This is a genomic window from Oxalobacteraceae bacterium OTU3CINTB1 (assembly GCA_024123955.1).
In the GTDB taxonomy this organism is placed as follows: domain Bacteria; phylum Pseudomonadota; class Gammaproteobacteria; order Burkholderiales; family Burkholderiaceae_D; genus Rugamonas.
In genome coordinates this window covers 4,581,625-4,594,989 of sequence record CP099652.1, presented here as the reverse complement: position 1 = coordinate 4,594,989, position 13,365 = coordinate 4,581,625, and the positions used below count along the sequence as shown (strand labels likewise).

Genomic DNA, 13,365 nt, shown 5'->3' with positions numbered 1-13,365 from the left:
GCGCGGTTTCAATCAGACTCCGCTGTTGCAAGATTAATGATACGCTCATAAGTATTGTTATTCTGTAATCGCACGAGGCTTTTATGAATCTACCGGCATTGTCCCAGCTGCCGGCCGCGCGCTTCCTGACCGCGCCGGGAGAATTGGGTGCGCAGATTTTGGCGTACGATTGGGCGCGCACGCCGTTGGGGGCGATCGAGGATTGGCCGCACAGCCTCAAGACGGTCGTCAGCCTGATGCTCAGCTCCCGCCAGCCGATGTGGATAGGGTGGGGCGAACAGGCCACCTTCCTGTACAACGACGCTTATATCGGTGTGCTCAGCATGGCCAAGCATCCCTGGGCGCTAGGGCGTCCGGCGGCGGAAGTGTGGGCGGAGATCTGGGATATCTGCGGCCCGCTGGCCGACCGCGTGTTCGAGCACGGCGAGGCCACCCTGGCCGACGACGTGCGCCTGTTCATGAGCCGTGGCGATTTTTTGGAGGAGACGTTCTTTTCGTTCTCCTATAGCCCGGTGCGCGATGAATCGGGCAACGTGGCGGGACTGTTCTGCCCCAACCTCGACGTCACGACCAAGCATTTGAACGCCCGCCGCCTGCGCACGCTGTCGGACATGAGCACCCGCATGCTGCAGGAAAAAACCGTGGATGGAGCCTGCGCGGCGGCGATGGCCAGTATCGCCGCGAATCCGGACGACCTGCCGTTCGCGATGCTGTACCTGGCGGACGACAACCCGGAAGGGGCGGCCGTCGGCGCCGCCGCGCTGGCGCAGGCCACGCATCCCGACCTTCCGCGCCAGCTGTTTCCGATCGACGAAGTCATCGCCGATGCCGCCACCCGTGTGGTGGCGCTGCGGCGATCGGCGGAGCGCGAGGCGGAATCCGCATTCCCGTCCGGCCTAGCAAACCAGCCGATACGCGAGGCGCTGGTGCTTCCGCTGATGGGCGCCGGCACGCAGCAAACCATCGGCGCGCTGGTGCTGGGCGTGAGCGCCGCGCGCCGGCTAGACGCCGACTACCGCCGCTTTCTGGAGTTGATCGCGATCCAGACCGGCAACGCGATCCAGCAGGCGCGCGCCGCCGAGGAGGAACGCCTGCACGCCGAGATGCTGACGGAGCTCGATCGCGCCAAGACCCAGTTCTTCAGCAATGTCAGCCACGAGTTCCGCACGCCGCTCACGCTGCTGCTCGGACCCATGGAAGACGCGTTGCGCGACGCCGCCGCGCCTTTGCCGCCGGCGCAGCGCGCACGCATGGAGCTGATGCGGCGCAACGGCCTGCGGCTGCAAAAGCTGGTCAACACGCTGCTCGAATTCTCGCGCGTGCAGGCCGGCCGCGCGCAGGCCAGCTTCGCGCCCACCGATCTGCCGGCCCTGACCGCCGATCTGGCCAGCAGCTTCCGCTCGGCGATCGAGGGCGCCGGCATGCGGCTGGTGGTCGACTGTCCGCCGCTGGCGGCGCCGGTGTATGTCGATCCGGGCCTGTGGGAAAAGATCGTTCTGAACCTGCTCTCGAACGCCTTCAAGTTCACGTTCGAAGGGCAGATCGCTATCTCCCTTCACCAAGCGGGAACCAACGCGCGACTGACGGTGGGCGACAGCGGCACCGGCATTCCGGCGGACCAGTTGCCGCACCTGTTCGAGCGTTTCCACCGCGTGGAAGGCGCGCGTTCGCGCACTTACGAAGGCTCGGGCATCGGCCTGGCGCTGGTGCGCGACCTGGTGGCGCTGCACGGCGGCGCGATCGGCGTCGACAGCGAACCGGGACGGGGGACGGTGTTCGCCGTCGAGATCCCGCTGGGCAGCGCCCATCTGGACCCGGCGCACGTGCGCGAGCAGCGCCTGGAGGAATGGCGGCCCACGGCGGTGCAATCCTATGTGGCCGAGGCGGAGGGGTGGGTACAGCCGTCTGCTCCGCTCCCGGACGCCGATCACGTGCCGGGTGCGCGCCATGGGCGTTTGCTGATCGTCGACGACAACGCCGACATGCGCGACTACCTGCGGCGCTTGCTGCGCGGTGTTTGGGATGTCGAGGTGTGCAACAACGGCCGGGAAGCGCTGGACGCGGTGCGGCGCCGGATGCCCGACATCGTCCTCTCCGATGTCATGATGCCGGAGCTCGACGGTTTCGGTTTGCTGGCGGCGCTGCGCGGCGATCCGGCCACGCGCGAGATTCCGATCATGCTGCTGTCGGCGCGCGCCGGCGAGGAGGCGCGGCTGGAAGGACTGCAGGCGGGCGCCGACGACTATCTGATCAAACCCTTCTCCAGCCACGATCTCGTCGCGCGCATCGAGGTGCTGCGCCTGCGCCGGCAAGCGCGCATGGTGGACGTGGCCGTGGCGCGCCGCACGCAGAGCATCTTCAGCCAGGCACCGGTGGCGATCGCCATCCTGCGCGGGCCGGAACACGTGTTCGAACAGGCCAATGCCTGCTACCAGGAGATGGTCGGGCCGCGCGCGCTGGTCGGTCTGTCCATTCGAAACGCCTTCCCGGAGCTGGAGGGGCAGGGCATCTTCGAATTGCTGGACGGCGTTCTGGCCGGCGGCGAGCCTTACGTGGGGCGCTCGGTGGCGGTGCGGTTCCGGCGCGGCCATGGCGAGGAATTGACCGACTGCTGCTTCGATTTCGTCTATCAGCCGCTGATCGACGATGACGGCCGCACCGAGGGCGTGGCCATGGTGGCCTTTGAAGTGACGGAGCTGGCCAACGCCAAGCGCGCCGCCGACGCGGCCAACCGCGCCAAGGACGAATTCCTGGCGATGCTGGGCCACGAATTGCGCAATCCGCTGGCGCCCATCGTCACCGCGCTGCAGCTGATGCGCTTGCGCGGCGGCGACTACGCCCTCAAGGAACGCACCGTCATCGAACGCCAGACCAGGCACCTGGTCGCGCTGGTCGACGATTTGCTCGATGTCTCGCGCGTCGCCGAGGGCAAGATCCAGTTGCGGCGGCAGTCGGTGGAAATGACCGAAGTGGTGGCGCGCGCGATCGAAACGGCCAGCCCGCTGATCGAGGAAAAGCGCCATGTGCTGGAGGTACAAGTGCCGGCTTCCGGACTGGCGGTGATGGCCGATCCCGGACGTTGCGCGCAGGTGCTGGCCAACCTGCTGACCAACGCAGCCAAGTACACCGAACCGCAGGGCCGCCTGAGCGTGCACGCCTGGCGCGACGGCGGCTACGCGGTGGTGGAGGTGCGCGACAACGGCATCGGCATCGCGCCCGACATGCTGGCCTCCGTGTTCGACCTGTTCGTGCAGGAGCGGCAGGCTTTGAGCCGCTCGCGCGGCGGTCTTGGCCTGGGCCTGACGATCGCTAAAAGCATGATGGCGCTACACGGCGGCAGCATTAGCGCGCGCAGCGATGGCGTGGGACTCGGCAGCACTTTTACCATCCGCATGCCGGCGCTGGAGCAGGTCTTCGAGGCGCCACAAGCGGCGCCGCCGGTTGCGCACCAAGCGTCTTCGCGACAGCCCAGCTCCGGACTAAGGGTGATGGTCGTCGATGACAACGAGGACGCCGCGCAGGCGGTCGGCGAGGCACTGGAGCTGATGGGTCACGAGGTGCACGTGATGTTTGGCGCGCCGGAGGCGCTGGCCAGTGAAGGAAACTTGCGTCCCGACGTTTGCCTGCTCGATATCGGCTTGCCCGGGATGGACGGCTATGAGCTTGCACAGCGCTTGCGCCAGCAGGCCGGCCAGCGTCGTTTGCGGCTGATCGCTGTCACCGGATACGGCCAGGACGGCGACCGCCGGCGCGCGGCCGAAGCGGGTTTCGACAATCACTTAACGAAGCCGGTCGATCTGATGACGCTTGACGGCCTGCTTCGGGGCGCGGATTAAGCAGGGGATGCCACGACACGGAAGCTGTCGCGGTATTGGTTGGGCGTGACGCCGAAGCGCTGGGTGAACACCAACCGCATGCGCGCCGCGCTGCCGAAACCGCAGCGGTAGGCGATCGCCTTGGGCGCCAGCGCGCTGCCCTCCAGCAGGTTGCGGGCCGCGTCCACCCGGGCGCGCTGGACGAATTCGGCCGGCGTGACACCCATCTCCTTGACGAACTGGCGGGCGAAATTGCGGGCGCTCATGCCGGCGATGTCGGCCAGTTGTTCGACCGATAGCGACTCGGCCAGATGGTTCATCACGTAGTGCTGGATTACCGTCGCCAATGTATCCGGCGCGGTGGCGGCGGATAGATAAGGGCTGAATTGCGACTGTCCTCCCTGGCGTTGCGCCAGCACCAGCAGGCGCTTGGCGACCGCCAGGGCCACCGCCTGGCCATGGTCCTCGGCCACCAGTGCCAGCGCCAAGTCGATGCCGGCGGTGACGCCGGCCGAGGTGACCAGCCGGCCATCGCGCACGTGGATGCGATCATGCTCGATCCGGGCCAATGGGAACAACGCGGCCAATCGCGCGGCGTCGCTCCAGTGCGTGGTGGCGTGTTTCCCGTCCAGCAGGCCGGCGCGGCCCAACAGAAAGGCGCCGGTGCAAATAGACCCATAGCGCGGCACCGTTTCCGCCGCCGCGCGCAGCCACTCCGACAGCGGCGCGTGATCCGGCGCGTGATCCGGCGCATGCGCCAGCTGCGGGCCGCCTGCCACCAGCACCGTGTCCCAGTCGGAGATATCGAGGCCGGCGTCGCCCAGCGTGTAATCGGCGCCGAGTTTCTGGCCGTTTGAGGCGCGGATCGGCTCCGGGGCGGTGCCGACGGTGACCAGGCGGTAGCCGTCTTCCGGCGCGACGAAGGCGTTGGCCTCGGCGAAGACGTCCATCGGCCCCGATACGTCGAGCGACTGCACGCCGGGGAAGATGATCAGCGCGAGCGTTCTCACGATGCCGCCCTTGACGGGGTTACCGACGCGGCCACAGGCGCTGCCGGGAAGTAGCTCCCCTTCGCCAGCAGGCGCAGCGAACCCGCCGTCACGCAGGCGACCAGCAGCAGGGTGGCGGCGAACACCGCCCCGGCTATCACCTCCAGTACGCCGCCATGACCGCGCTGCGCCATCAGCATCAAGCCCTGGCCGAGGGTGGCGAGGCCGAAGGTATAGGCCCAATAGCCGGGAGCGAAGTCCTGTTGCGCCAACCAGCGCGAGGCGAGCGCCAGGCCGGCGAAGACGAACAGCGCGTATCCGGCCAAGGCGCAGGTGATGGCGGCATTGGCGTCGGCGCCGGCGAGCACCTGGTAGGCGACCAGCGCCACGACCGGCGGTGCGCTGTAAATACCCATGAAATTGCGGGTCTTTTCCGCCAGGCCGCCCGTCATCAGCTGGTGCGTGATGCTGGAGTCGAGCACCAGCCAGGATATGGCGCCGATCCCGAACAGCATCCAGCCGTAATCGCTGTAACCGAACATGCCTGCGGCCAGGGCGTTCACCAGCACACTGGCGGTGTAGGGCAGGAACAGCGGCGGGACGATCTGCGACGCATCGCGCTTGACGCTCCAATGCGCGCCCAGGCGCCAGGCGCCGTACAGCAGGTTGACGGCGGAACCGGTCCAGAACAGCGGCTTGGCGGCGGCCAGCCAGTACGGTTCCAGGGCCAGCGAGATCAGGATCACCGATTCCGGGATCAGCGCGAGGAAGGCCGATTGCACCGGGTCGCGCGTCTCGGCCAGCGCGGCGGCGCGATGCGCCAGCCATTTGTGCGCGTACAGCGCGATAAACACGATGAAGGACAGCGCGGCCAGCGCCTGCAGCACTTCGCCGGCGAGCAGGGGCAGCGACCACAGATGGTGGGCCAGGCGCCAGGCGTTGCCGGTTTCGGCCAGTCCCAGGGTCAGCGCGAAGAACGACGCCGGCAGCAGTTTGGTATTCATGATGGGCGGATTCGGTTGTTGAGCGATGCAGCGATTGTAGGCCGTCTTGCGCCATGCATGAACCGATCAAATGGAGCGTATCCTGCCAATCCTGGACCGAATCCGGCCGTGCGCTCCCTAATTCACGACATCAGTTGGGGGCCGGCCAGCGGCAGGTCGCGCCAGCGCTTGCCGGTGGCGTCGGCCAGCGCATTGCCCAGCGCTCCCGCCATCGGTCCTTGCGCCGCTTCGGCCACGCCGAGGAAGGGCATGCCCGGCCGGTCGATCAGCACCACGTCGACCTTGGCCGGTACATTCGAATAGCGCATGATCGGATAGCTGGCCCAGTCGACGCTGGCGATGCCGTCCGGCCCGAATTGCAGGCGCTCGTACAACGTCCAGCTGGCCGACTGCAGGATGCCTCCCTCGATCTGGTTGCGGATGCCGTCCGGGTTCACACCCTGGCCGCAATCGACGGCCGCCGCCACCCGCACAATCTGGACGTCGCCGGTGCTGCGCTCGACCCGGATTTCGACCGCCAGCGCGACATACGCCATCAGATTCTTGTACTGGCCGAAGGCGAAGCCGAAGCCGTGGTCGCGGCGTCGTCCGCGCTCGCGATGCTGCTTATCCCATCGCCAACCGAATTTCGACGCGGCGGCGCGAATCACGTCGCGCGCGCGCGCGTCGTCCATATGGCGCAGGCGGAATTCGACCGGATCGGTGCGGGCCGCCGCCGCCAGTTCGTCCATCATGCCCTCGATGGCGAACAGGTTGATGTGGGCGCCCAGCGAGCGCATTGCCGACGTGCGCAGCGGCGTCACCGGCAGAAAATGGTTGATCACCTTCGAATTGGCGAACGCGTACAGCGGTGCGGCGTTGCGGTCGCCACCGCCCTCGGGCATCGGCATCGGCAGCGAGGGGCTGGGCGTGAACGGCTTGGCCAGCAGTTGCGCCGGTATCAGCTTGCCGGCGTTGCCGGGGCGTTCGTTGTGCGAGCCGCTCCACAGTTCGTAGTGCCAGTCGCAGACCTTGCCGCCGGCGTCGAGCGATGCGCTCAGCTCCGTGCTCATGGCCGGCGCGTACGGCTCCCACTGGTTTTCCTGGTCGCGCATCAACTGCACCCGCACCGGCCGCCCGGGCATGGCGCGGGCGATCAGCGCGGCATCGGCCGCCACGTCGTCGGCGCCGTTCTGGCCATAGCAGCCGGCGCTCTCGGTATGGATGCAGCGCACCGCGTCGAGCGGCATGGACAGCATCTCGGCGATGGCCGCGCGCAGCGGATAGACGCCCTGGGTGTGCGTCCACACCGTCAGCTGCGCGCCATCGAGCACCGCAACCGAGCACGATGGGCCGATCGAGCCATGCAACACATATTGTTTGGTGTAGCGGTTCCTGATGGTGGTGACGGCAACCGCTCCACCGGGGGCACGCTTGTCCTCGACCACGATGTCCTGGGCGGGCAGGGCGCGCAAGGTGGCGTGGATGCCGGCGGCGGCCGGCAGGGCCGGACCCTTGGCCCACCTGGCGCCGGCCGATAAGGCGCGCATCGCCAGGATCGCCTGCCATTCGTCGGCCGCGACGACCGCCAGGTAGTTGCCGTCGACGAGTACCTTCAGCACACCGGCCATCCGCTCGACGGCCTTGACGTCGGCCGACAGCAGGCGCGCGCCGTAGGCCGGCGGACGCACCACGCGGGCATGCACCATGCGGGGCGGGCGCATGTCCTGCACATAGCTGGCGCCGCCGGTCAGCTTGGCCGGTATGTCCACGCGCGGCAGCGAACTGCCGATCACGGTGTAGGCACCGGCGTCCTTCAGCACCGATTTGGCCTGCGCCGCGCGGTGCAGATCGATGCCCCGCAGCGCCAGGCCATAGTGCATGTTGCGCCCGTCCGGCGCGATGATCGTGCCGGCCCGGGTTAAGAGGTTGTCCGGTGCGAGCTTCCATTGCGCTGCGGCGCCTTGCACCAGCAGCGCGCGCACCTGGGCGGCGGCGTGCAGCAGGGCGGTGCCGCTGTCGGCGATGGTGTGGCTGCCGGCGGTGTAGCCCTCGTTGGGCGTGCGACCGGTGTCGCCGGTGATGAAGTCGATGGCGGCCGGCGCCACGTCCAGCTGTTCGGCGGCGATCTGCAGCAACGCCGTGCGCACGCCGGTGCCCAGTTCCACCTTGCCGGTGAAGACCGTGACCTTGCCATCGGCGGCGATCCTGATCCAGGCGTCGAGCATCGGATTGGTTTTCAGGCTGCCCGCCAGCGCCTTGTTGGCCACCGGCGGCACGCCCATCGCGTTGAATTCGGCGCGCGCGAGACGCGGCAGCAGGGAAAATCCCAGCACCAGGGCGCCGGCGCCCAGTGTGGCGCGGCGGCGCAGGTCGATGGTTCCGGTGTCGGTGACGCGGTCCGTCATGGCTTGCTCCCCGCCGCCTTGTGCGCCAGGGGCGCGACGCGGCGCGCGGCCGCCACTTCGCCGATGGCCGCCAGGATGCGCATATGCGTGCCGCAGCGGCAAAGGTTGGGCTCCATGTGGGCGCGGATCTGGGCCGCGCTGGGCTGCGGATTCTGTTCGAGCAGCGCCTGCGCGCGCATCACCATGCCGGCGATGCAGTAGCCGCATTGCGCCGCCTGGTGCCGGATGAAGGAAGCCTGCAGCGGGCCGGGATGGGCGGCGCTGCCCAGGCTTTCGATGGTGCGCACGCGGCGCCCTTCGCAGGCGGCCAGCGGCGTCAGGCAGCCGAACACCGGCTGGTCGTCCAGCAGCACCGTGCAGGCGCCGCACTGGCCAAGGCCGCAGCCGAATTTGGCGCCGTTCAGCTCCAGCTGGTTGCGCAGCGCGTACAGCAGCGGCGTGGAGGGATCGATGTCGAGCGTGTGGGTGACGCCGTTGACGGTGAGTGTGCTCATGGCTGGTTCTCCTTGCGAATCTCGGTGACGCGGCGCTCAAGCTTCGGCCACGGCGCGCGCTTGCCGATGTCGGCGCGGACGTAGGCGGCGATGCTGGCGATCTGCGCGTCGTTGAGCGAGGCGGCGAACGCCGGCATGAAGGTGGCCGAACGCGCTGGCGTCCATGGCACGCCGTTCAATACGATCTGTATCAGGTTGTCGGGGCGGTCGCCGGCGACGGCGGTGCTCAGGTTGAGCGGCGGCCGGCCACCGGCCGCCATCATCGGGGCGGCGTCGCCGTGGCAGCCGGCGCAGGCGCCGGCAAACAGCGTGCCGCCCTGGCGGATGCGGGCGGCGTCCGCACCGGTGGCCGGCGGCGCGGGGGGCGGGGCCGCGGGCGCCGTCGCCGTCTGCAGGGACATCAGGTAGGCCGCCATCGCCTTGGTGTCTTCCGGCGGCACCAGCGACAGGCTGTGGGCGACGGGCGCCATCGGCCCGGCGGCGGCGCCATGCTCCGGCGACCAGCCATGGCGCAGGTACGCCGCCAGTTGTTCGGCGGTCCACGGCTTGGGCGCGCGCAGCAGCGTCGTCAGCGCCGGCGCGTCCCAACCATCGATATTGCCGCCACCGAAGGCGGGACTACGCTCGCCGCCGATCGGGTCCAGCGCGCTGTGACAGGAGGCGCAGTGGCCGGCGCCGTCCACCAGATAGCGGCCCCGATTCCATTCTGCGCCACGGGCCGGATCGTCCGGTTTCGGACCGCTGCGCAGGTAGAGCAGGTTCCAGCCCGCCAGCAATGGCCGGAAGCCCAGTGGGAAAATCAGCTGGTTGTCGGGCGATGTCGCTTGCACCGGCGCGCGCGTCATCAGATAGGCGTAGGCGTCGCCGATGTCGGCGTCCGTCAGCCGCGTGTAGTGAATATAGGGGAAGGCCGGATACAGCAGATGGCCGTCGCGGGAGACGCCGTGGCGCAGCGCGCGGGTGAACGCGGACAGCGACCAGTTGCCGATGCCGGTGGCGGCATCGGGCGTGATGTTGGTGGTGTAGATGGTGCCGAAGGGCGTGCGCAGCGGCAGGCCGCCGGCGTAGGGCCGGCCGCCGGCGGCGGTGTGGCACACCATGCAATCGCCGACGGCGACGATGCGCGCGCCGCGCGTCACGCTGGCGGCGTCGAAACCGCCGGGGGCGGGCGGCGCGACGGGCGCCAGCGCCGGTTGCACCACCCACGCCGCCGCCAGTGCGCCGGCGGCCAGCGCCGCGATGCCGGCGGCGACCCATCTCCGTGTTGTTTTTCTCATTCCCGTTCCCGATCTTCGGCATTTGTCACGGATGCCAATGTGCCATCTGGCGTACCGTTTGTAACCTTTCAAAAGGCAGGGCAGGGACCTGGAATGCGCAAAAACCTATCCGGAGTATAGGCCGCAAGCCGCGCGATCCCCCCTATAATGGGAGGGATTGCCTGTTTCATAATTCATAATTCATAATTCATAATTCATAATTCATAATTCATAATTCATAAGGACAGCATGTTTCGGGTACCGCGCACTCCCTGGTTGTCCGGGTTGTTGGTTTGCTTGACGTTGTTGATCTTCGCGGTCGATACCTTCACGCCGCTGGACATGGCGGTGGCCGTGATGTACGTGGTGGTGGTCTTGTTGTCGGCAAGCGTGTGGCAGCGGCGCGGCGTGCTGCTGGTGACCGGCATCTGCCTGGCGTTGACGGTCGCCTCCTACCTGCTGACGCACACGGTGGTGTTCTCCGGCGCCGCCGCCGGGCGCATGATGGTCGGCCTGCTCGCCATCAGCATCACCGCCTTCCTGGCGCTGCGCGGACAAAGCGCCACCAACGCGTTGCTGGCGCGCGAGCACGCGCTGCGCCGCAGCGAGGCGTTTTTGGCCGGCACTCAGCGCATCAGCAAAACCGGCAGCTTCAGTTTCAAGGCTCCAGACGGTGCAATGTACTGGTCCGACGAGGCGGCGCGCATCTTCGGCTACCCGCTGGACGTGACGCCGACGATGGAGCGGGTGCTGGAGCGCTGCGCGCCGGACGACCGTCCGCTGGTGCGCGCGGCGATGGAGCGGGCGCTCGGCGCGGAGGGCGTGGTCGATCTGCGCCACCGCCTGCTGCTGCCGGACGGCCAGCTGAAATATGTGCACGTGCTGGCCGAGCCGCGCTACGACAAGCAGGGCGCCTGCGAATACCTGGGCGCGGTGACCGACGTCACGGCGGCGGTGCTGGCCGAACAGGCGCTGCACAGCGCCCAGGTGCAGCTGGCGCACGCCACCCGCGTGACGATGCTGGGCGAACTGGCGGCCTCCATCGCGCACGAGGTCAATCAACCGCTGGCGGCGATTTCCACCAACGGCGAGGCCTGTTTGCGCTGGATGAACCGTCCGCAGCCCGACCTGGCCGAGGCGCGCGCCACAGTCGCCAGCATCCTGGAAGCGAGCGCACGCGCCACCGGCGTGATCAGGCGCATCCGCGCGCTGGCGCGCCGCAGCGATCCGCAGCACGCGGTGCTGGACCTGAACGCCGTCGCCGAGGAAAGCGTGGACCTGGTGCGGCGCGAACTCGATACCCACCGCGTGGCGCTGACGCTGGACCTGGCGCCGCAACTGCCGCCGGTGTGCGGCGACCGCGTGCAGCTGCAGCAGGTGATCATCAATCTGCTGATGAACGCCAGCCAGGCCATGGCCACCTGCGCGCCTGGACAAGCGGTGCTGATGCTGCACACCGGCCTGACCGCCGACGGCGCGCCGCTACTGAGCGTGAGCGACTCCGGCCCCGGCATCGCGGCCGACGCCGCGCCGCGCCTGTTCGAGGCGTTCTACAGCACCAAGGAGGACGGCATGGGCATGGGATTGCCGATTTGCCGTTCCATTATCGAGACCCACGGCGGCCGCATCTGGGTAGGCCAGCCCGCCCCGCACACGCCGCTGAACGGCGCCATCATCACCTTCTCCGTGCCAGCCTATGAACCAGATTGATTCCATTGACTACGCCGAAACGCTGGTCTACATCGTCGACGACGAGGCGCCGCTGCGGGAAGCCCTTTCCAGCCTTTTGCGGTCGGTGGGCATGCGGATCGCCGCCTTCGCGTCGGTGGCCGAGTTCATGGCCGAACCGCGCGCCGACGTCACCAGCTGCCTGCTGCTCGATGTGCGGCTGCAGGGCGTCAGCGGCCTCGATTTCCAGGCCGACCTGCAGCGCGACGGCGTGGCGCTGCCAATCATCTTCATGACCGGGCACGGCGACATCCCGATGTCGGTGCGGGCGATGAAGGCCGGCGCCATCGACTTCCTGGCCAAGCCGTTCCGCGACCAGGAGCTGCTCGACGCGATCGACGCCGCCTTGCGGGCCGACCAGGCGCGGCGCCTGCGCGACGGTGCGCTGCAGGGACTCACCGCGCGCTATGAAAGCCTGACGCCGCGCGAGCGCGAAATCATGGCGCTGGCCGCGCGCGGCCTGATGAACAAGCAGATCGCCGGCGAAGTGGGCACCAGCGAGATCACTGTCAAGATCCATCGCGGCAACGCCATGCGCAAGATGCAGGCCAAGACCTTCGCCGACCTGGTGCGCATGGCCGAGGCGCTCGGCCTCGCCTAGCCAGAACGTTCGGGGTCAAGTCTGTCATTCGGACACGGACCCAGGCGTATCGCTGTTTTTCAACATAAGGTCGTGTCCGAATGACAGACTTGACCCCGGCGGGGAAGCCAGACTTTAACCGATACGGCCGCGGGGACCTATACCCTCGTATGATTTCCCGGATGTCGGCGAGGCTGTATTGTTCCACCATGCGCAGGACGGCCGCGAGACGCCGTTCGAACATGGGAGCACCCAGTGTCTGATCCGGAACCACATTTTTGTAACATTGCCATCGTCGACGACGACGCCGCCGTGCGCGTCGGCTTGAGCAGCCTGCTGCGCTCCTACGGCTACGCGGCGCAGGCCTTCGATTCGGCCCAGGCGTTGCTGGCCGAGGGCGCGGACGCGCTCGGCCAGTTTCATTGCGTGATCACCGATCTGCAGATGCCCGGCATGAGCGGCATCGAGCTGCTGGAGGCGTTGCGCCGGGAAGGCAGCACCTTGCCGCTGATCCTGATGACGGCCTTTCCCGAGGCGGCGCTGCGCAAACGCGCGCTGCAGGGCGGCGCCGCCTGCTTTTTGAGCAAGCCGTTCGACGCCAGCCAGCTGCTCGCCTGCCTCAGGAACGCCGCAGCTTCCTTGCCGCGAGCGGATTGATGTTGTCGGCGCAGTCGCCGCAAAAGCCGTACAGCGACAGCGCGTGCTCGTGCAGTACGAAGTTGCGCTCCCTGGCCACCGCCTCCTGGCGCGCCTCGATCTCGGCGTCGAGGAATTCCTCCATCTTGCCGCAGTTGGTGCAGATCAGGTGGTCGTGGTGGCCGCCCTCGTTGAGCTCGAATACCGAGGCCACCGACTCGAAGTGGCGGCGGATCAGGATGCCGGCGTCGGCGAACTGCATCAGTACCCGGTACACGGTGGCCAGTCCCATGTCGATGTTTTCGTCGTGCAGCAGGCGGTAGACGTCGTCCGCGTTCAAATGCTTGCTTTTCGATTCCTGGAACAGTTGCAGGATGCGCAGACGGGGGAGGGTGGCCTTCAGGCCAAGCTTGCGCAACTCTTGAGGGATATCCATACGACTCTCTGATGATGATAATGATTCTTATTCGCACGCT

10 protein-coding genes are annotated in these 13,365 nt (G+C 67.8%); 4 read left to right on the top strand and 6 right to left on the bottom strand.

Translation table 11 applies throughout. The features are described 5' to 3' along the window. Nucleotides 1-83: 83 nt before the first annotated feature. On the top strand, nt 84-3,836 hold the full coding sequence (locus NHH73_19835; GenBank protein USX24854.1) for an ATP-binding protein: 3,753 nt from the start codon (nt 84-86) through the stop codon (nt 3,834-3,836). Here the strand turns inward: NHH73_19835 and NHH73_19830 are convergent. The 5 genes from NHH73_19830 to NHH73_19810 form a co-directional block, all read right to left on the bottom strand. Then, nucleotides 3,833-4,825: a GlxA family transcriptional regulator gene (locus NHH73_19830; protein ID USX24853.1), complete on the bottom strand. Its 993-nt coding sequence runs from the start codon at nt 4,823-4,825 to the stop codon at nt 3,833-3,835. The genes NHH73_19835 and NHH73_19830 overlap by 4 nt on opposite strands. Further along, on the bottom strand, nt 4,822-5,808 hold the full coding sequence (locus NHH73_19825; protein ID USX24852.1) for a hypothetical protein: 987 nt from the start codon (nt 5,806-5,808) through the stop codon (nt 4,822-4,824). The genes NHH73_19830 and NHH73_19825 overlap by 4 nt, the downstream gene beginning before the upstream one ends. 122 nt (nt 5,809-5,930) lie before the next feature. Continuing rightward, nucleotides 5,931-8,195: a molybdopterin-dependent oxidoreductase gene (locus tag NHH73_19820; GenBank protein USX24851.1), complete on the bottom strand. Its 2,265-nt coding sequence runs from the start codon at nt 8,193-8,195 to the stop codon at nt 5,931-5,933. Continuing rightward, nucleotides 8,192-8,689 carry a (2Fe-2S)-binding protein gene (locus NHH73_19815; GenBank protein ID USX24850.1) on the bottom strand — a complete coding sequence of 166 codons (498 nt, stop codon included), beginning with the start codon at nt 8,687-8,689 and terminating at the stop codon, nt 8,192-8,194. Before NHH73_19815 ends, NHH73_19820 begins: the two co-directional genes overlap by 4 nt. Then, a complete protein-coding gene (locus NHH73_19810) occupies nt 8,686-9,966 on the bottom strand; it encodes a c-type cytochrome (protein USX24849.1) in 1,281 nt (426 codons plus the stop codon). The genes NHH73_19815 and NHH73_19810 overlap by 4 nt, the downstream gene beginning before the upstream one ends. Nucleotides 9,967-10,242: 276 nt before the next feature. Here NHH73_19810 and NHH73_19805 point away from each other — a divergent pair, with 276 nt between their 5' ends. From NHH73_19805 to NHH73_19795, 3 genes are all read left to right on the top strand, one after another. Beyond that, entirely contained in the window at nt 10,243-11,655 is a 1,413-nt protein-coding gene (locus NHH73_19805) for an ATP-binding protein (protein USX24848.1), read from the top strand. Further along, a complete protein-coding gene (locus tag NHH73_19800; GenBank protein ID USX24847.1) occupies nt 11,642-12,274 on the top strand; it encodes a response regulator in 633 nt (210 codons plus the stop codon). Before NHH73_19805 ends, NHH73_19800 begins: the two co-directional genes overlap by 14 nt. A gap of 234 nt (nt 12,275-12,508) precedes the next feature. Next, nucleotides 12,509-12,910 carry a response regulator gene (locus tag NHH73_19795; protein USX24846.1) on the top strand — a complete coding sequence of 134 codons (402 nt, stop codon included), beginning with the start codon at nt 12,509-12,511 and terminating at the stop codon, nt 12,908-12,910. Here the strand turns inward: NHH73_19795 and fur are convergent. Further along, on the bottom strand, nt 12,873-13,325 hold the full coding sequence (gene fur / locus NHH73_19790; protein ID USX24845.1) for a ferric iron uptake transcriptional regulator: 453 nt from the start codon (nt 13,323-13,325) through the stop codon (nt 12,873-12,875). The two genes, NHH73_19795 and fur, sit on opposite strands and share 38 nt — an antisense overlap. Nucleotides 13,326-13,365 lie beyond the last annotated feature (40 nt).